17 protein-coding genes are annotated in these 17084 nt (G+C 45.2%); 5 read left to right on the top strand and 12 right to left on the bottom strand.

Annotated elements, in window-relative coordinates; all coding sequences use genetic code 11:
- The first annotated feature begins 90 nt into the window (after positions 1–90).
- Together BBC0122_RS06725 and dusA are read left to right on the top strand one after the other, a co-directional pair.
- Positions 91–1236 carry a pyridoxal phosphate-dependent aminotransferase gene (locus BBC0122_RS06725; protein WP_077992386.1) on the top strand — a complete coding sequence of 382 codons (1146 nt, stop codon included), beginning with the start codon at positions 91–93 and terminating at the stop codon, positions 1234–1236.
- 33 nt (positions 1237–1269) lie between these two features.
- Positions 1270–2253 carry a tRNA dihydrouridine(20/20a) synthase DusA gene (gene dusA, locus BBC0122_RS06720; RefSeq protein WP_077992385.1) on the top strand — a complete coding sequence of 328 codons (984 nt, stop codon included), beginning with the start codon at positions 1270–1272 and terminating at the stop codon, positions 2251–2253.
- Between the two features lie 67 nt (positions 2254–2320).
- Here dusA and BBC0122_RS06715 read toward each other — a convergent pair whose 3' ends face one another.
- Complete coding sequence (locus BBC0122_RS06715) at positions 2321–3013, bottom strand: TIGR02281 family clan AA aspartic protease (protein WP_077992383.1); 693 nt, start codon at positions 3011–3013, stop codon at positions 2321–2323.
- Positions 3014–3049: 36 nt separating this feature from the next.
- Complete coding sequence (gene cobS / locus BBC0122_RS06710; protein ID WP_225868085.1) at positions 3050–3823, bottom strand: adenosylcobinamide-GDP ribazoletransferase; 774 nt, start codon at positions 3821–3823, stop codon at positions 3050–3052.
- Positions 3824–3917: 94 nt separating this feature from the next.
- On the opposite strand from cobS, the gene cobT reads away from it, so the two are divergent.
- Positions 3918–4928 carry a nicotinate-nucleotide--dimethylbenzimidazole phosphoribosyltransferase gene (gene cobT, locus BBC0122_RS06705; RefSeq protein WP_077992381.1) on the top strand — a complete coding sequence of 337 codons (1011 nt, stop codon included), beginning with the start codon at positions 3918–3920 and terminating at the stop codon, positions 4926–4928.
- Between the two features lie 27 nt (positions 4929–4955).
- On the opposite strand, the gene thiM is transcribed toward cobT, so the two are convergent.
- From thiM to BBC0122_RS06690, 3 genes are all read right to left on the bottom strand, one after another.
- Entirely contained in the window at positions 4956–5777 is an 822-nt protein-coding gene (gene thiM / locus BBC0122_RS06700; RefSeq protein ID WP_077992379.1) for a hydroxyethylthiazole kinase, read from the bottom strand.
- 2 nt (positions 5778–5779) lie between these two features.
- The gene (locus BBC0122_RS06695) at positions 5780–6265 is read right to left on the bottom strand and encodes an Lrp/AsnC family transcriptional regulator (protein ID WP_077992377.1); all 486 of its coding nucleotides are present in this window, start codon (positions 6263–6265) and stop codon (positions 5780–5782) included.
- Positions 6266–6360: 95 nt separating this feature from the next.
- Positions 6361–7011 carry a uracil-DNA glycosylase family protein gene (locus tag BBC0122_RS06690; RefSeq protein ID WP_077992375.1) on the bottom strand — a complete coding sequence of 217 codons (651 nt, stop codon included), beginning with the start codon at positions 7009–7011 and terminating at the stop codon, positions 6361–6363.
- Positions 7012–7045: 34 nt separating this feature from the next.
- On the opposite strand from BBC0122_RS06690, the gene BBC0122_RS06685 reads away from it, so the two are divergent.
- Positions 7046–7249, top strand: a complete 204-nt coding sequence (locus tag BBC0122_RS06685; RefSeq protein ID WP_077992373.1) for a hypothetical protein — start codon at positions 7046–7048, stop codon at positions 7247–7249.
- Positions 7250–7702: 453 nt separating this feature from the next.
- Here BBC0122_RS06685 and BBC0122_RS06675 read toward each other — a convergent pair whose 3' ends face one another.
- Genes BBC0122_RS06675 through mobA form a run of 4 tightly spaced genes read right to left on the bottom strand, consistent with a single transcriptional unit; the run spans position 7703 to position 10043 of the window.
- Positions 7703–8239, bottom strand: coding sequence for a thermonuclease family protein (locus BBC0122_RS06675; protein ID WP_077992369.1), 537 nt, complete (start codon positions 8237–8239; stop codon positions 7703–7705).
- Between the two features lie 53 nt (positions 8240–8292).
- On the bottom strand, positions 8293–8916 hold the full coding sequence (locus BBC0122_RS06670; RefSeq protein ID WP_077992367.1) for a glutathione S-transferase family protein: 624 nt from the start codon (positions 8914–8916) through the stop codon (positions 8293–8295).
- A 1-nt stretch (position 8917) separates the two neighbouring features.
- Positions 8918–9445, bottom strand: coding sequence for a molybdopterin-guanine dinucleotide biosynthesis protein B (gene mobB, locus BBC0122_RS06665; protein WP_077992366.1), 528 nt, complete (start codon positions 9443–9445; stop codon positions 8918–8920).
- A complete protein-coding gene (gene mobA / locus BBC0122_RS06660; protein ID WP_077992365.1) occupies positions 9429–10043 on the bottom strand; it encodes a molybdenum cofactor guanylyltransferase in 615 nt (204 codons plus the stop codon). Before mobA ends, mobB begins: the two co-directional genes overlap by 17 nt.
- Before the next feature lie 531 nt (positions 10044–10574).
- Here mobA and BBC0122_RS06655 point away from each other — a divergent pair.
- Positions 10575–12584 (top strand): L,D-transpeptidase family protein, encoded by a 2010-nt coding sequence (locus tag BBC0122_RS06655; RefSeq protein WP_077992364.1) that lies wholly within the window; start codon positions 10575–10577, stop codon positions 12582–12584.
- Positions 12585–13051: 467 nt separating this feature from the next.
- Here BBC0122_RS06655 and rpmG read toward each other — a convergent pair whose 3' ends face one another.
- The 3 genes from rpmG to rnr all read right to left on the bottom strand — a co-directional run bounded on the left by rpmG (position 13052) and on the right by rnr (position 17065).
- Positions 13052–13219 carry a 50S ribosomal protein L33 gene (gene rpmG, locus BBC0122_RS06650; RefSeq protein WP_075870557.1) on the bottom strand — a complete coding sequence of 56 codons (168 nt, stop codon included), beginning with the start codon at positions 13217–13219 and terminating at the stop codon, positions 13052–13054.
- Between the two features lie 105 nt (positions 13220–13324).
- On the bottom strand, positions 13325–14497 hold the full coding sequence (locus tag BBC0122_RS06645; protein ID WP_077992363.1) for an MFS transporter: 1173 nt from the start codon (positions 14495–14497) through the stop codon (positions 13325–13327).
- Positions 14498–14800: 303 nt separating this feature from the next.
- Complete coding sequence (gene rnr / locus BBC0122_RS06640; RefSeq protein WP_077992361.1) at positions 14801–17065, bottom strand: ribonuclease R; 2265 nt, start codon at positions 17063–17065, stop codon at positions 14801–14803.
- Between the last annotated feature and the right edge of the window lie 19 nt (positions 17066–17084).

The following is a 17084-nucleotide window of genomic DNA, read 5'->3' as shown; positions in this document are numbered from 1 at the left end:
ATACGTTTTGTTTATTGTTTTATCCATGGCTTTCAGGCTTTTATGCGGCACAATGCTTGAGCTTATATGTTTTTTTAAGTGGAGACCAGTATGATTTGTCTATCGAAAAGAAGTGATGTCGATCCCTTTTTTGCAATGGACGTGCTCGCGTCGGCCAATAAAAAGCGGGAAGCCGGAGAAGCGGTTATTTCAATGGCAATAGGCCAGCCTGCTGCACCATGTCCGCTGATTGTCCGTGAAGCAGCCGAACGGGCGTTGAAAGATGGACATATCGGCTACACCGATTCGCTTGGATTAACCGGATTGCGCGAGAAAATAGCTGCCTATTATGAACAATATCATCGATTGGCGATTTCTCCGGAACGTATTGCTGTTACAACCGGATCATCAGCAGCGTTCAATCTTGCTTTTTTGACTTTTTTCGATGTGGGGGACAGGGTTGCGATAACACGGCCCGGCTATCCGGCTTACCGCCATATAATGAAAGCCCTCGGACTTGACGTTGTTGAAATTGATACGAAGGGAAACGGTCTTCTCGACGTAAAAATGCTGGAAGAACAACATTCACGTGCGCCAATTAAAGGCGTTTTGTTTGCGTCTCCCAGCAACCCTACCGGTGCTTCAATCAAACCGGAAGAGTTGAAAAACATCGTCGAATTTTGCCGCGAACACAATATTACAGTGATTGCGGATGAAATTTATCACCGGCTTAACTTTGCCGCTCCCGATACGACGGCATTGGCTTTTGGCGACGACGTAACTGTCATCAATTCTTTTTCCAAATATTACTGCATGACCGGTTGGCGCGTCGGTTGGATGGTGCTGCCAAAAAACGCGGTGAGGGCGGTCGAGCGGATTTCGCAAAACCTCTATATTTCAGCGCCGGAACTGTCACAAATTGCAGCAATTTCCGCATTTGACGCGACAAACGAGCTTGAAAAAGTAAAAGATACCTATCGTATCAACCGCGAAAACCTGAAGAAAGCTCTACCGGCTCTGGGTTTAAAACTATTGGCACCGATGGATGGTGCGTTCTACGCTTATTGCGATATTTCCAAATTCAGCAATGATAGCACAGAATTTGCCCGCAAAATGCTTGAGGAGACCAATGTTGCCGCAACTCCGGGTATTGATTTCGACACATTGGAAGGAAAACGTACATTGCGCTTTTCCTATGCCGGCTCGCCGGTTGCAATTGACGAGGCACTAAAGCGGCTTGATAACTGGCTCAATTGATTGTCGGCGATGAAAACAGGAGCGTTCATTAATATGCCGCTTTATGAAGGGTCGGATAAGCCGAAATTTGCAGTGGCGCCAATGCTCGACTGGACAGATCGACATTGTCGCTATTTTCACCGTTTGATGACAAAACATGCATTACTTTATACCGAAATGGTGGTCGCGGATGCTGTCATTTTCGGACATCGGGAGAAACTTTTAGTGTTTAATGAGCGCGAACACCCGCTGGCCTTGCAGTTGGGGGGCTCTTCACCTGAAAAACTTTCAGAAGCTGCAAAAATCGGCGCGGATTTCGGTTATGATGAAATTAACCTCAACGTCGGTTGCCCGTCCGATCGTGTGCAGTCGGGCGCTTTCGGGGCTTGCCTTATGCTGCAGCCGGATCTTGTCGGACAAATCGTTGAAAAAATGAAGCGGGCTGTTTCCATTCCCGTTACAGTAAAATGCCGCATCGGCGTTGATGAGCAGGATGTGCTACCAGCGCTTGATAATCTGGCTCACGAGGTATGGCGAAGCGGTTGTGATGCCTTGTGGGTGCACGCCCGTAAAGCATGGCTTCAAGGCTTGAGCCCGAAAGAAAATCGTGACATACCGCCGCTTGATTATCAACGCGTTTATGACCTGAAATTAAAAAATACGAATCATTTCATAGGGATAAACGGCGGTATTCAAACGTTGGATGAAGTAGAAACCCATTTGAAGCATGTCGATGGTGGCATGGTCGGCCGTTCTGCCTATCAAAATCCGGCAATTTTGCGCGAGGTTGACGCTAAAATTTATCATGACGATCGGGTTCTGCCCGATGACAGCGCAATCATTGATGAAATGTGTGAATATGCGGACCGTTACATTAAGGATAGTGGCGGCAAACTTTCGCATGTTACCCGCCACATGATAGGGCTATTTTCCGGCCGGCAAGGCGCAAAAAAATGGCGCCAGACGCTTTCCTCCGAAGCCAATCGGGAGGGGGCACAATCATCTGTTCTTCGCCGTGCCTATTCTTATATCGAATAGATTGTTTTATGGTGCTTCGTCTGCCATCCGATAGTTTTGACCATAGTGTGAACAGCGTTCGGATATTTCAATCAACAAGAATAAGCCGGTCGCCGCGAACGGAGTAACCTGAAAGCCGGTCGAGGAAGCTCATCCCCAATAAACTTCCTGACAGGTCTCCTGGACGGCTGACAAGAGCGCGAACATTGTTGCGTTCAATATCGCCTATTTTCAGGCTATCAATCATGATCGGTGCGGCATTCGTGTAGCCGTTTGCCGTCGCTACGGGAATATTGAACCCCAATTTGTCGACATCAAGATTGGCTGCAATAGCATCATCATAGGTTAGAACCACAGCAGAAGCGCCGGTGTCCACAGTGAGGTTCACACTGTTGCCGTTGACAAGCCCGCATATCAGGAAATGGCCATTGGTAGAGCGTTCGATATTCACTATTCTACCGTTTTCATTGTAGCGCGTCAGTGGACTTCCCGGAATAAAACCCGCGGTTACCCGATGTGCAAAGTCCTGTATTTCGTAACGTAAACTATAGCCGCACATGAGTGCGAAAATAATAACACACCATATTGCTATATTCCGTAAGGCATCACTCAATCTGATTTTTGATCCGAGCAGTGCCGACGTTGCTGCAAGCCCCCAAATTCCGTAATAGGTTAAATTGGCAATCCTGTCCGTTCTGCTATTGTCTGGATTATCGCCAAAGGCGAATATGAGTATAATAATCAAAGCTGCTACAGAGATAATAAGCCAGAACGGTTTCATAGAGCTTTGTCTCCGGTCAATCTGCGGTTATGAGGCTTAACGGCCAAGACTGGCTATTGCCAATAAAATCAATGCAAGACATTGCTCGACGGCACCCAGAGTGTCTCCGGTATAGCCGCCAATGCGTTTTTGGCACTCTAGGGAAAATAGATAAATAAACAAGAATAAAACAGCGATGGATATTATCATCGAGATGACGCTGTTGGAAATAATACCGCCGACGAGAAGAATAATGGCCGTAATTATCAATGATTTTCGTGCTATATCGGCCGCTGGTTCTCCGGCCGCGGCTGCCGTGCCATTTTTTCGTGCAAGTGGAAGCCTTGTCCAGAACCAGACCATGCCGCCACGGCTAACAGCTTCGCTCACTATTAAAGCAATGATTGTATGGTATAGGCCGTGGTTTATTTCGATTGAAGCAATAAGCGCAATTCGCGAAAAAACCGAAAAAATCAATGCCAATGTGCCATAAGTTCCAATGCGCGAATCTTTCATAATAGTCAGGCGATATTCCGGCGATTTTGAAACAAAAAAAGCGTCTGCCACATCTGCCAACCCGTCCTCATGAAGTGCGCCGGTCAGAATGATTGTAAAGAAAACGCAAAAAATTGCCGAAACCCATATATCGAACCCGATAAAGCGTGCGAGTGCCAGACAACATCCCGATAAGAGTCCGATCAGGAGGCCCGCTATAGGAAAATAATGTGCGTCAGTCGAAATCGGTTTTTCAGGCAAAAACCAATGGCTTTTTATGGGCAAACGCGTGAGAAAGCCCAGGCTGCGCATGAATGGGCCAAGAAAATCGGTCAAGATTTCTCTTACTCCTGTTAAAGTGGTCTCAAATTGCTTATAGAACAGTCCTAGATAAGATTCTATTCGTTCATTTTGTTTGAAGGGTGTTTCCGTGGCCGCTTCCAGTCCTTTTGATGATTTCCGTGCTTTATTGAACAGTTTGCCTGATCCTGATGAAAATGCCATAAGGTTGGCGAGGAAGCGGCAATCGGAACTTACAAAACCGGAAGGTTCACTGGGGCGACTGGAAGATATTGCGCTCTGGTACGCAGGCTGGAGAGGCAAAGAAAAGCCGATTGTTACCAGGCCTCTGGTTGCGGTGTTTGCCGGAAACCATGGTGTCACCGATGAAAATGTTACGCCGGTTCCGCGTGCCGTCACGCAGCAGATGGTTGAAAATTTTGCTGCCGGTGGAGCTGCGATTAACCAGATATGCGTTGCCTACGATCTCGGGTTGAAAATATTCGACCTCGCTTTGGACTATCCGACCATGGATATTACCAAGGATGCGGCAATGGATATGCGCGGCGCTGCCGCGACGATGGCATTTGGCATGGAATCAATTGCCGGTGGTACGGATTTACTGTGTTTGGGAGAAATGGGTATAGGCAATACAACCATTGCTTCGGCGATTTCTCTGGCACTTTATGGCGGAAAAGCGGAAGAATGGACAGGGCCGGGGACCGGCTCCAAAGGCGATTATTACCGGCGTAAAATCGCGGCTGTAAAAAAGGCAGTCGAACTTCATAAAGATCACTTGAATGATCCGTTTGAAGTTATGCGGCGGCTTGGCGGGCGTGAAATTGCAGCTATGATGGGTGCAATTCTTGCTGCCCGTATGGAAAAAATCCCCGTTATTCTGGATGGCTTTGTGGTAACGTCGGCCGCAGCCATTTTGCATAAAATAAATCCTCATGCCCTCGATCATTGCATTGCCGGACATGTTTCAGCAGAGCCTGCGCATCGCCGCTTGCTGGACAAGATAGGAAAGAAACCGCTTCTTGACCTTGGAATGCGATTGGGCGAGGGGACGGGAGCCGCAATTGCAGCGGGTGTTGTCAAAGCAGCCGTTCTCACACATTCGCAAATGGCAACCTTTGAACAGGCAGGAATTAAAATCTGATAGCCCGTTTATATAAGGCAGTTATTTTTATTCTGTTTCAATGTCGTTTTGCCAAGGCGTAACCGAAATGTGTGCAGCAATGCTTTCATCATCTATTGTTGCAAGCGCGTCGATAAAAAGAGGTACGAAAGTGCCGGGGCCTTTAGCATTGTGACCGGCAAGAGCACCCGCAGCAGAAAATGTTGAAAAAGCTTTGATAGCTGCATCGAACGGTTTATCGGGTGCAAGCGCAATAAAAGCTCCGGTCACGCAGGTAAGCGCACATCCGCATGCCGAGACTTTGGCCATCAGGCTGTTGCCACCTTCGATGATGACGTGCCGTTTACCATCGGTAATAAAATCTTTTTTGCCAGACATGGCAATAACAGCCTTTGTTAATCGGGCCGCTTTGATTGCCGCTTCAAAGCTTGTTTTACCCTCATCACGACTGTCGACACCATGTGCTTCTGTCGTCTTTGTAAGAGCCGTGATTTCCGAGGCATTACCGCGTATAATTCTTGGAGATAGAGTGAGGAGGTGCGCTGTCGCCTTTTGGCGGAAGGTTGTAGCAAAATGCGCGACCGGATCGAATACAACAGGTTTGCCCAGTATTTTCGCGCGTTCCATTACCAACTGTATACCGGCATATTTTTCGCGCGTCAATGTGCCTATATTGGTTGTAATTGCAGAAGAATGTTCAACAAACTCGGCTGCTTCATCGGGAGCAAAAGACATGACCGGTGACGCGCCTAATGCATTAAGAATGTTGGCAGAGAAGTTCATTGCAACTTCGTTGGTAATGCATTGGATAAGAGGGCATTTCGCCCTCAAAAGAGCAAGGCTGACATTTTTATCAAGTTCAAATGACATTTTTAGAGATGATTTACTTCCTTTTCGATCACCATATAATCGAGCGGTAACTCGGTCGTGTATTTTATTTGTTCCATAGCAAAAGCTGAAGATACATCTCTAATATCAATTTTTGCGATCAGTTTTTTGTAAAAAACATCATAAGCGGCAATATCGGGAACAACAACGCGCAACAAATAGTCTACATCGCCGCTCATACGGTAAAATTCGACGACTTCCGGAAAAGCATGAACAACTTCTGAAAATCTTTTTAACCATTCATGGTTGTGCGCACCGGTTCTCACAGAGACGAAAACAGTAACGCGTGTGTTGACTTTATCAGGAGAAAGGATTGCGACGCGCCGCTGTATAACTCCATCTTCTTCAAGTTTTTGTATCCGTCGCCAGCAAGGTGTTGTCGACAACCCGACTTTTTTGGCAATATCTGCGACAGCAAGCGTTGCGTCTTCCTGCAAAAGACGAAGAATTTTCCTATCAAGACGATCCATTATGACATCCAAAATTTTTGATAAACCATGCTACGAAATCGTTATATAAAAAATAAATTCTTTTTAATAGTAATAAATAAAAATTATTCTACAATTTATCGAATATATTTTTTAATAAGAGTTTTCAGGGTCGGTAGTAATTCACTTTCAAACCATGGATTCGTTTTAATCCAATGAGTATTACGCCATGACGGGTGAGGAATAGGAAGAACGTGATAACCATTAGCTTGGGTTCGGGATAGAATATTTTTCCAATTTTTTACGGTATCTGTTACCGATTTTTCCTTCAGATCAGAAATATGATATTTTTGGGCGTAGCCGCCAATCGCGATGACAAGTTCTACTTGCGGCATTAGTTTGAAGACCTGCTGGTGCCAGGTCAATTTACATTCTTTTCTTGGTGGAAGGTCACTTTTGGATTTACTGTAGCCGGGGAAACAAAACCCCATTGGTACGATGGCAAATTTGCTTTTGTCGTAAAAACAGTCGCGATTTACTCCCAGCCAATTGCGCAGGCGATCGCCCGACGGATCATTGAATGGTATTCCGGTATTGTGAACGCGAAGACCGGGTGCTTGACCGGCAATGACAATGCGAGCCGTAGAAGAAAGATAGACAACAGGGCGCGGTTCCTGAGGCAGTCGCGGTAGGAATAGTGGTGCGTCATAGCATATGCGACATGCCGATATTTGTTTTTCCATTAGCCCGATTTGTCGGGCGTTTGTTGTTTCAGGTTTGTTTGCCATGGGTATAATATGAGCCAATGAGGTTTTTCCTTCAATGATCCGGCATAGCTATCAACGGAAAAGCGCTGTCACTCGTGAAGAAAATAATCAAGAATTGGAGTCTTTTACCACTAAAGAAAGACAGAATTTAAAAATAGCAGGAAAAGATCTGCTTGGAAAACACAGAAAAACAGGCGTGAAAAGTGAAATAAAAGGGGCGAACCCCGATCAAATACGCAGTACTTTGCCGGATTCTTGAAAATAACGGACAAAAGCGAATTGAATTTTGTGAATGCCTATCGGAATGTGAAATCCCGAAAGCCGGACAAATTTTATATTATTCGGGATTCATGCTATTCGGGTTTCATACTATTCGGGCTTGGTTTTCAGGCCTTTGATATAAGGGGTAGGGAACGCAGTGGCGCAACTTGCAGCTTTTAATCATAAAACCGGAAGCAATAACGCTTTATTCCATCTTTTGAAGATAAAAGCACAGCTTTTTAACCGGTAAAACATTGTCGTTAACGAATTACCGGCAAGCAAATTATTGGTAAGCGAATTATCGGTAAGCGAATTTCACCGCGAAACATTCAGGAAACTTTTCGGTTCCAGCAATACATATTTCTGTAAGGGAAACGCTTGTCCGGATTTTCTTATAATTGCATAGTCGAATAAAGCTGTCGGGAATCCATTCATTTCAAGTGTTGAGAAATCAGCGTGGATGGGCACGTCGCCATGCATGGGGCCACTCGAATGACCCCGCCCATATTCCACGCTTTTGTTTGCGCGCTTCAGCTTCTTCCTGCTTGTAATCATAATAACTGACAGCCCAGCCGTCTTTTACCATTTCACGGTTGAGATCATGGCTTCCTGCACGGCATTTTGCTAACAGGCGATGGAACTTATCGTATTTGGTCGATGTGCAAATAATCTCGTTTCCGTCTATCAAAGTTTCCAGATGTTTTTTAGCCATTTCGCCACACGGGTAAGAGGCGCCATCTTTATCGCAAAACTGGTGAAGTTCGGGAGCGTCTATTCCCAAAAGTCGGACCTTTTGTCCATCAAGATGGAAAGAGTCACCATCCGATAGCTGTGTTGTTCCTTGAATGACGTCAACTTTTTCTGCTTGGTAATCCGGACCGGCATCAATGATTGTTTTTTTTGTTTCGGAAAAATAAAGATATATGGCAATGGCAACAAGTGCCAATGCCACCACAATGTCCAATACACTGATATTTTTGTGAATCATAAGTTTTTTGATAATGACCGGAAAAACTGAAAAAGCTTTTCCGGAAAGACATGTTAGCTGATCGGAATCATGACATGTTTTTTATATCCGGGACGTGTCTGTAATTTCTGGTACCATGCTTCGACATTACTGAATTTGTTTTTACGCGGCAATTCCATAGCGTAATAATAATAGACGAATACGCCCGGAATAATATCGCCAATGCCCAGATTTTCGCCAGACAGAAAAGGCTGTTTTTTTAATTCGCCATCCATAATGGATAGGCCTTTTTCAAACTTTTCGACACTGGCGACAACTTTTTGCGGGTCACGTTTTTCCGGTGCAAGGCGCACGACATTCATCAGGAGATCGACAAACGGGCTAAACAATGTAGCCATCGTCCAATCCATCCATTTTTCGGCAGCCGCGCGTTTGCCACAATCCTCGATCCACAACACGCCTTTGCCGTAGCGGGCTGCTAGGTAGCGCACGATCGTATTCGATTCCCAGAGAACCAGCTCGTCATCCTTGATTGTAGGAACAAGTCCGTTCGGGTTAAGTGCCAGAAACTCCGGTGTATCCAATCCGCCATAGGGACCACCCGCTTTGACAAATTGATAATCGAGCCCGATTTCTTCGAGCGTCCAAAGAACTTTTTTGACATTGCTGGACGTAGGGCGCCCCCAAAGTACGAGCATTCTATGCCTCTTGTTTTTGTTCGAGTTTCATATGATCGACAATAAAATCTGCAATCGCCTGTACATCATTAATGTTGAAAACAGGCAAATGCTTTTCTTCCACCGGCATATCAGACGCAATAGCGACTATATGGGGATCCGATTTATTGAGCGGCTCGCCAACTTTACCACCAGTGTGGCGAACCTCAAGTTTGTCGTGATTGTCCCGTTTATATCCTTCCACAATCACAAGATCACATGGTGATAAAAGTTCGAGAATTCGGGAAAGCGGCGTCTCTTCCTCTGTTTTGTTTTCGTGAATAAGTGCAAAGCGCCGCGAAGACACTACAGCAACTTCCTGCGCTCCCGATTTCCGATGCCGCCACGAGTCAGTATTTTCATGGTCAATATCAAAATCATGATGAGCATGTTTGACCGTTGCAATCTTGTAACCGCGAGAGGTCAACTCTTCCACCAAGCGTACAACCATGGTTGTTTTTCCATTGTTTTTCCAACCGGTTACGCCAAATACTTTAAGCTTTGGTTTCATCTTTTATCCCGAATTTTTCCTGTAAATATTGATAATCTTCAGGCGTGTTGACGTTGAAGAATGCACCTTCAGAATAGACATTGTCAAACCGCACTATAGACACATTATGCGCAAAAGCGAATGATCTGATACTTTTATTTCCCGCCGCCTTCAGAAATTTTAAGAGATCCGGACAAAGCTTCGTAGACCAGAGAGCAAATGTCGGTTGAAGACCGGATGGCGTAGAAGCAATCTTAAGAGTCGTGTTTTCATCGAGACCGGCTGTGATTTTGACAAAAAACTCCTCCGGTATAATCGGACAATCCACCGGCACTGTGAGAATGTAACCGAAGCCATTGGCGCTAGCATATTGAAGTCCTGCATATACGCCGGCAAGAGGCCCGCCATATTTTATTTCTGCGGGGTCTGGTAAAACTGCAATATGTCCGAGTTCTGCTTTGTCGAATGTATTGGAACTGACAGCTACAGGAAATTTGTGGCGTTCAAAACTTGCGATCTGGTTTTGAACGAGGCTTTTACCGCCAAATATGAGGCCTGCTTTATCTCGCCCCATGCGTGAGGAATGTCCACCGGCCAAAATCAACCCCAGAATTTCCATCAATTCAACTCCGACATATCATCTCGTTCATGCCAGATCATATCGGGCAAAACCGGAATGTGAAATTTTATCATGCAGGTATTGAATGCATCCAGCCTCAAGAAGTTGCCTCCGAATGAACCGTCACGGATTTAAACAATAATTTTAACGGATGAAGCGGGCAAAGTCGATAAAAATACCATGACAGCTTGGCTTGCCGGATCAGATTGTTTTTTGATTCTGAGGAAAGAGGTGAGGGATGAATAACGATAATGACCGGCAAAAATAATGCAATCTTTTTAAAGGTTTATATGCAAGGTTGAAGCCTTTTCAGGTATTTTAGAAATGCCTTGAGCAAGTGTTTTTGCGACATCAAACATGTTGTCGGGCGTTGTTGCCGGTAAAATCAGCGGGAAGGTTGAAAGCTACGGGGAAAAACACAGTTTGCGAGAGGTGAAATTATGAAATTTTTGTGATCGTCGTTTCCCGTTTAAGAGCTTGGTTACCAAAATCCCGTAAAAGATTTTTGTAACTTTCCGGATCAGCCAGACAATGTTTCAAAAACCAATCAATCGCCTTGTTTTTACCTTTCTTGCCAGTTCGGTGCTTTATGTCTCACCTTATTTCGGTGTGGAGCAAGCATCTGCTATCAATAATTTGATGGAATTGTTCAGTAAAAAAACAAAGCCGGCAACAGTTGTTGAAATGCCAACAGATTCGGGCAGTCAAACCAACAGGCAAGACAATTTTCCGGCCAAGCCGCAAAATGCGTTATCCGATAAAATACATGACAAGTCGACAAAGAGACCCGATGTCGAAAAGACGAGACAGGCCGACAGCGCAAGGCCGAAAGTTACCGATTATAAGCCGGAACGGCTAGTGCCCGTCGAATTTTCAAATGTCGACTTCATCGAAACAAATTCGGTAATGAAGTCTTCCGGTTCAGGCAGTTTGCCGCTCTCGGAGCCTTACAATGTTATTCTTGAGGGGAGCGATGAGGGTAGGAATAACTCTACTGCCCGAATGGTGAAATCGGATTTTTCCCGCATTGACGTGAAGGTGGAAAACGCGATTGCCGAATCTGTCACCAAACATTACGTGAATCATCCTGACCTTTTATGGTCGAAGAATGGCGAAATCACCGATACGACCAGAAACATTATGGCCTTTTTGTCCAATGTCGACGAAGATGGTTTGGAGCCGCAAGATTATTTTGTAAAGCTGCCGGATGAAACGCTTGATGGCGAAGAACGTAGCCTCGCATTCACCAATTTCGATGTCGCTTTGACAAGCCGGATTTTTCGTTACATTCAGGATGCGGCTAACGGCCGGATTATTGCCGACCGTCTTTCGCCTTTTCATGATTTGCCACGCAACCAAATCGACTTTGAAAAGGAATTGGATAGATTTACAAAAAGCGATGATCCGGTTGCCGAGTTAAAGTCATATCTCCCACAGTCCGATTATTATAAGGCACTGAAACACGCCTTGGCAGGAATGCCAAAGAGTGACCATGGAGACAATATCAGAATATCGCTCACAACCCTCATCAAACCCGGTCAAACGAATGAAGATTTACCTCAATTTACCAATCTTCTTTTGAAACGGGCTCCATCCGGCTATCTTTCCGATCACAAAACGATATTGGAAAAGTTTCAACACGAAACCTCCTATAACGCACAATTGGTAGAAAGCGTAAAAGACTACCAAAAATTTATTGGCAAGACGGCAGATGGTATTATTGGCCCCTCGACGATCGCATCACTGGAAAACAATACTGTCGCAGCCAAAAGACAAAAAATTATGGATTCGATGGAACGTTTACGCTGGCTGCCGCACAGTTTCGGTTCACGTTACGTTTTTATCAATCAGGCAGCTTTTAAGGGGCAATATATCGAAAATAACGCCGTTAAACTCGATATGAAAGTCGTGGTTGGTAGCCCTCAAAGACAAACCTATTTTTTCTATGACAGAATAAGACTTGTTACATTCAACCCTTCCTGGGGCGTTCCACATTCGATCGTGGTCAACGAAATGCTGCCTCGCATCATGCAGGATTCGGGGTATCTTCAACGTAACAATTACCAGCTTTATGACAGTTCCGGTCGGCCGATTTCCGCTTCGTCTGTCAATTGGCAACAAGTGGGCTCTAAGGCACGCGGAATCAGTATTCGCCAGACACCGGGCAGAAATAATGCTCTGGGTGAACTCAAGATACTTTTCCCGAACAAGCATGATATTTATCTCCATGATACGCCTAATAAAACCGCTTTTTCGCGCGATATGCGGGCACTTAGCCATGGTTGCGTGCGTCTTGAATATCCGCGTGAAATGGCAGCCGCCGTACTTGGCAAGAATGTAGACGATTTGAAGCCTTATTTTGCAAAAGGCGAGCGGAGCCTGTCACTAAGCGAGCCGGTTCCTGTCTATCTCACCTATTTTACTGCATGGCCTGATTTGAAAACCGGCAAGATCAATTATTATGACGATATTTATGGACGCGATGAATTGATGACCAATGCTGTCCAAAAAACAGATTCAATGCGACAATCCGATATTTAAAAAATAAAGGGTTTGTCTGATTTTACGCGTTTTTTCGCTTTTTCCGGCGCTCTAATCCACTTGTGAAAGCCGCGTATTGCAATTGGTGACAGGTAATACCGGTAATACTGCGTTTTTATCCGACAGGTTCCGGCACTATTAGCGTTCCAGAAATCAATCCTTTTGGCCAAAAGTGCTTTTAATCTGAAATACCGGTGTTAGAAAAAATTACACATAACTGGCGGAGTGAGTTTTCGGCACGAGAAATTCCGACCTTCTCATCTGTGGAATTTATAGGCGAATGTAAACGAAAATTTTACATGAGTCTTGTTGCTCAATGCAAAAGACCCACTATCCGGTTTGAAAAAACGGATTTCAAAAAAATCCGGCAGGGTAAGCGGCCGACGCCAATAATATTTTGGCTCTCTGAAAGGGTCAAGAAAAAGGCCGTTTCCAATAACAGAAACGGCCTTTTTCTTGAAAACGAATTACTTGATTTTTGTTTCCTTGAACTCGACATGCTTTTTTGCAATCGGGTCGTATTTACGTTTTGTCATTTTCTCTGTCATTGTGCGGCTATTTTTCTTTGTAACATAGAAAAAACCGGTATCTGCAGTCGACAAAAGCTTGATTTTAATGGATGCTGCTTTAGCCATAATTAAGGATCCTGTTCCTGAACATAAATTCACCACCTTCATACCGGAAGCAGTATTCCGATAGAAGTGGATTTTGCCGCGACACTAAGGATGTTCTACAAAAAGTCAAGAGCGGATTAGCTTTAACACCACTCTAGTGACGACTAAAATGATATAAAGTCCGAAAAATGTAGCCATTGTGTCTGAAAAGCCGAAGGGCGGGAAAATATCCATGGCTTTACCGATTGCTGTTGGCCCTACCAGCATTCCGATGCCATAGCAGAAAATAAACGCCGAATTGGCGGCAGCAAGCTCGAATCCTTTGAGGCGTGATCCCAATTGTGCAAGCCCGATTGTATAAAGTCCGGCAGAGACACCGCCAAGAACAAAAAGATCAAGTGTCAACAGCCATTTGGTTTGAGCGATCAACGGAATCAACAAGGTTCCCGACAAGCCGATAATTGCACATCCTGTTAAAGGATAACGTCTGTCTGTAACGAAGTCGCTAATCATGCCGATCGGTATCAGAAGCAGTACATTTCCCAACGCTAAAACCGACATAAACTTGGCGGCTTCGCTTTCGCTATAACCCAAATTCAGACTGAATGGCGTAATGAGTGTTAAAGCACCCATCTGTATGGCGCCGTAAACGAGAACAGCCATGGTAGAACTGGGGACAGCAAAGATATAATGGAAAAATGCGACATGGTCGCTGTCTTTGAATTGTGGACTTAAATTCCATGCAACAATGATCGGGAGTGCAGCAATGGCAATCAGAAAACAAGCCGTACCGAACGGTGCAAATCCCTGACTTCCGACATAAGCGAGAAGGGTGGGGCCAATGGTAAAGCCAAGACCAAGTGTAATTGCGTAAATTGCCAGAATAGTGCCACGTTTTGCCGGTGGAGCCGAGCTGTTGACCCAAAATTCGGACAGTACAAACATCACTGTGATGGCAAAGTGCAAAGTGAAGCGCAACACAAACCAGATAACAATAGAATCAAAATAATAAAATCCTAAAAAGCTTGCGCATCCGACAGCCATCATAGTCAGAATTGAACGCGCAACGCCGATTTTCTTTGCAATAGGAGCCGTAAAAACAGCCGCGATAATTGTAGCGACACCGCCAACGGTACCGCTATAGCCAATAACACTACTGGAAAAACCCCGTGCAGCCATAAGGATGGAAATAAGCTGTGTCCCCAAGCCTAAAGCAACGCCGACTGCTCCAATCGTTGCCGTGGCAGCAATAATCGCGCGCCAGGGCTTTTTATTTCTTGGGGATACACTAGGTTGCATATTAAACTAACTTGTTATCTCCTGGAAAAAATTCCGGTAATAAACTTGCTTCAGGCTAAAAAACGGCTGAACGGAATTTAATATTAAATAAAGACAATAAAACCCTTGTTACTTTAATCAATTTATTATCATCGTTCTAAAGTTCAATTATTTACCTGCTCTATCCCTGCAAGTCAAATTGCCGACTTCAATTCTGGTATCCGTTTAAACAGTCAACAAACTTGAACCCGATTCATGCGGGAAAAACGATCGTTAATGTTCCGTTCCCGATTACCAAATTTGTTTAATCGTATAGATAACAGATTAGGCAGAACCACGCCCTTTTCGAGCCGAACGATTGAAACGACGCATCCCTGTTTTGCTTTTATGATGGGAAACCGGTGAAAATGGTAGCGGTCGCGCCGGACTTAACATTTCAAAGCGCAAAGCACCTGCAATCGGCTGGGCTTCGATCAACCTCACATTGACACTATCTCCCAATTGATAGCCTTTGTGGCTTCTTTCGCCGATCAGCGCGTGGCGTGCTTCGTCATAAATATAATAGTCTGTAGAAAGAGACGAAATAGGCGTGAAGCCGTCGGCTCCCAAACGGTCAAGCGAAATGAACAAACCGGATTTTGTGACACCGGCAACACGCCCGCTGAATTCGGCACCAATTTTATCAGCCAGAAAATGGGCGACCAGCCGGTCGATTGTTTCACGTTCTGCCGCCATTGCACGCCGCTCTGTCAGAGAAATTGCTACTGCGATTTCATCAAGATTTTTTTCTTCTTCATCCGTTAAGCCGTCATTGCCGAGCTTGAGCGATTTAATCAATGCGCGATGAACGATCAAATCTGCATAACGGCGGATAGGCGAGGTGAAATGAGCGTAGTTACGCAAATTAAGGCCAAAATGACCGATGTTTTCAGGTGCATATTCGGCTTGCGATTGCGTACGCAATATGACCTGATTAACGAGTTCCTGCTGATCTGTGTCTTTTACACGTTCAAGTATTTTGTTGAAGCGTTCCGGCGTCAGCTCCGCGCTACGGGACAGTGACAGTCCGAGCGAGTGCAAAAATTCTCTTAATCCTTCCTGTTTTGCCAGTGAAGGTTGGTCATGAATACGATAAATAAGTGGCTGATGTTTCGATTTGAGCGTTTCGGCAGCCGATACATTTGCCAGAATCATAAATTCTTCAATGAGCTTATGGGCATCAAGTCGCGGCGGTATAATAACGTCGCGAATGCGTCCGGTTTCATCAAGAATAATTTTCCGTTCGGGTAGGTCAAGTTCGAGCGGTTGGCGTTCGTCACGGGCTTTTTTCAATAATTCATAAGCCGCCCACAATGGCCTCAATATATTTTCGAGTATCGGAGCCGTCTTTTCATCCGGCTTTCCATCAATGGCTCTTTGCGTTTGTTGATAGGAAAGTTTGGCGCTAGAGCGCATCATAATACGGTGAAAACTATGGCTTCGCTTTTTCCCCTGATCGTCAAAAATCATACGGACAGCCATGGCCGGACGATCTTCTCCTTCACGTAAAGAACAGAGATTGTTGGAGATATGTTCCGGTAACATCGGAACGACCCGGTCGGGGAAATAAACGGAATTTCCGCGTTTTAAAGCTTCTTTGTCCAATGCACTGTCAGGACGCACATAATAGCCGACATCGGCAATAGCAACAGTTACAATTGCACCGCCTTTGTTATCTTCCGAAGTGTCCATTCCAGCGCAAACAGCATCATCATGATCTTTTGCATCTTCCGGATCGATCGTAACAAAAGGAAGATCGCGCCAATCTTCACGATTATCCATTGTTGCGGGTTTGGCTTCATCGGCTTCTTCGAGAACACGTTCGGGAAAAACATAGGGTATGTCATGCGATATAATCGCAATCATGGACAAAGCTTTTTCGCTTTCGACACTGCCAAGAATATTTTTGACGACACCGCGTTTCAAACCGTAATGCTTGTCGCGACCAATCTCGACCTCTACGAGGTCACCGGCTTTCGCTTCGCTATCGGGGGGTAAATCGATAGCAACTTCATGTGCTTTACGATCAATCGGTTCGAGACGCCATTTGCCGTTTCCGATATTGCGAAGCACTCCCATGGTGGTCAGTTCCTGCCGCTCGATTCGCTTGATCGCACGGCCGGTATAAGCGGGACCTTCCGGTCTTTTGTTACGGAATATTTTGGCGAGAATTCTGTCGCCAACACCGATTGCCGGTCCTTTTGTGTGTCGAGCCGGATGAAGAGCGACAAGCGGGGCATCTTCGCCCTCCCATTCCGCGGGTTCTGCAATAAAACCGCCATCACGGTCGCGACCTTTGATGTCGAGTACGGCCACTGGCGGAAGGGCGTGTTTTGGAACAATTTTCTTTCTTTGTTTTGAAACTACGCCTTCGCTCTTGAGTTCGCGCAACAGATCTTTCAGCCAAATTCGTGCGTCGCCTTTAAGGTTGAACGCTTTGGCCAATTCGCGTTTTCCCGACAAATTCGGATTTTCTTCGATAAAAGCGAGAATGTCATTCTTTGTCGGTAAATGCGAAATTTTCCTGTTATCGGGATGTTTCTTCATCATTCATTTTCCATCCCGTTTA

Source organism: Ditibartonella choladocola (assembly GCF_002007565.1).
Classification (GTDB): Bacteria; Pseudomonadota; Alphaproteobacteria; order Rhizobiales; family Rhizobiaceae; genus Bartonella; species Bartonella choladocola.
This window is presented reverse-complemented; position numbering and strand designations above follow the sequence as displayed.

Excerpts from the sequence above, each read along its gene's own strand:
- BBC0122_RS06725 (WP_077992386.1), top strand. The coding sequence starts at position 91 with ATGATTTGTCTATCGAAAAGAAGTGATGTCGATCCCTTTTTTGCAATG.
- dusA (WP_077992385.1), top strand. The coding sequence starts at position 1,270 with ATGCCGCTTTATGAAGGGTCGGATAAGCCGAAATTTGCAGTGGCGCCA.
- BBC0122_RS06715 (WP_077992383.1), bottom strand. The coding sequence starts at position 3,013 with ATGAAACCGTTCTGGCTTATTATCTCTGTAGCAGCTTTGATTATTATA.
- thiM (WP_077992379.1), bottom strand. The coding sequence starts at position 5,777 with ATGTCATTTGAACTTGATAAAAATGTCAGCCTTGCTCTTTTGAGGGCG.
- BBC0122_RS06695 (WP_077992377.1), bottom strand. The coding sequence starts at position 6,265 with ATGGATCGTCTTGATAGGAAAATTCTTCGTCTTTTGCAGGAAGACGCA.
- BBC0122_RS06690 (WP_077992375.1), bottom strand. The coding sequence starts at position 7,011 with ATGGCAAACAAACCTGAAACAACAAACGCCCGACAAATCGGGCTAATG.
- BBC0122_RS06685 (WP_077992373.1), top strand. The coding sequence starts at position 7,046 with ATGATCCGGCATAGCTATCAACGGAAAAGCGCTGTCACTCGTGAAGAA.
- BBC0122_RS06675 (WP_077992369.1), bottom strand. The coding sequence starts at position 8,239 with ATGATTCACAAAAATATCAGTGTATTGGACATTGTGGTGGCATTGGCA.
- BBC0122_RS06670 (WP_077992367.1), bottom strand. The coding sequence starts at position 8,916 with ATGCTCGTACTTTGGGGGCGCCCTACGTCCAGCAATGTCAAAAAAGTT.
- mobB (WP_077992366.1), bottom strand. The coding sequence starts at position 9,445 with ATGAAACCAAAGCTTAAAGTATTTGGCGTAACCGGTTGGAAAAACAAT.
- mobA (WP_077992365.1), bottom strand. The coding sequence starts at position 10,043 with ATGGAAATTCTGGGGTTGATTTTGGCCGGTGGACATTCCTCACGCATG.
- BBC0122_RS06655 (WP_077992364.1), top strand. The coding sequence starts at position 10,575 with ATGTTTCAAAAACCAATCAATCGCCTTGTTTTTACCTTTCTTGCCAGT.
- rpmG (WP_075870557.1), bottom strand. The coding sequence starts at position 13,219 with ATGGCTAAAGCAGCATCCATTAAAATCAAGCTTTTGTCGACTGCAGAT.
- BBC0122_RS06645 (WP_077992363.1), bottom strand. The coding sequence starts at position 14,497 with ATGCAACCTAGTGTATCCCCAAGAAATAAAAAGCCCTGGCGCGCGATT.
- rnr (WP_077992361.1), bottom strand. The coding sequence starts at position 17,065 with ATGATGAAGAAACATCCCGATAACAGGAAAATTTCGCATTTACCGACA.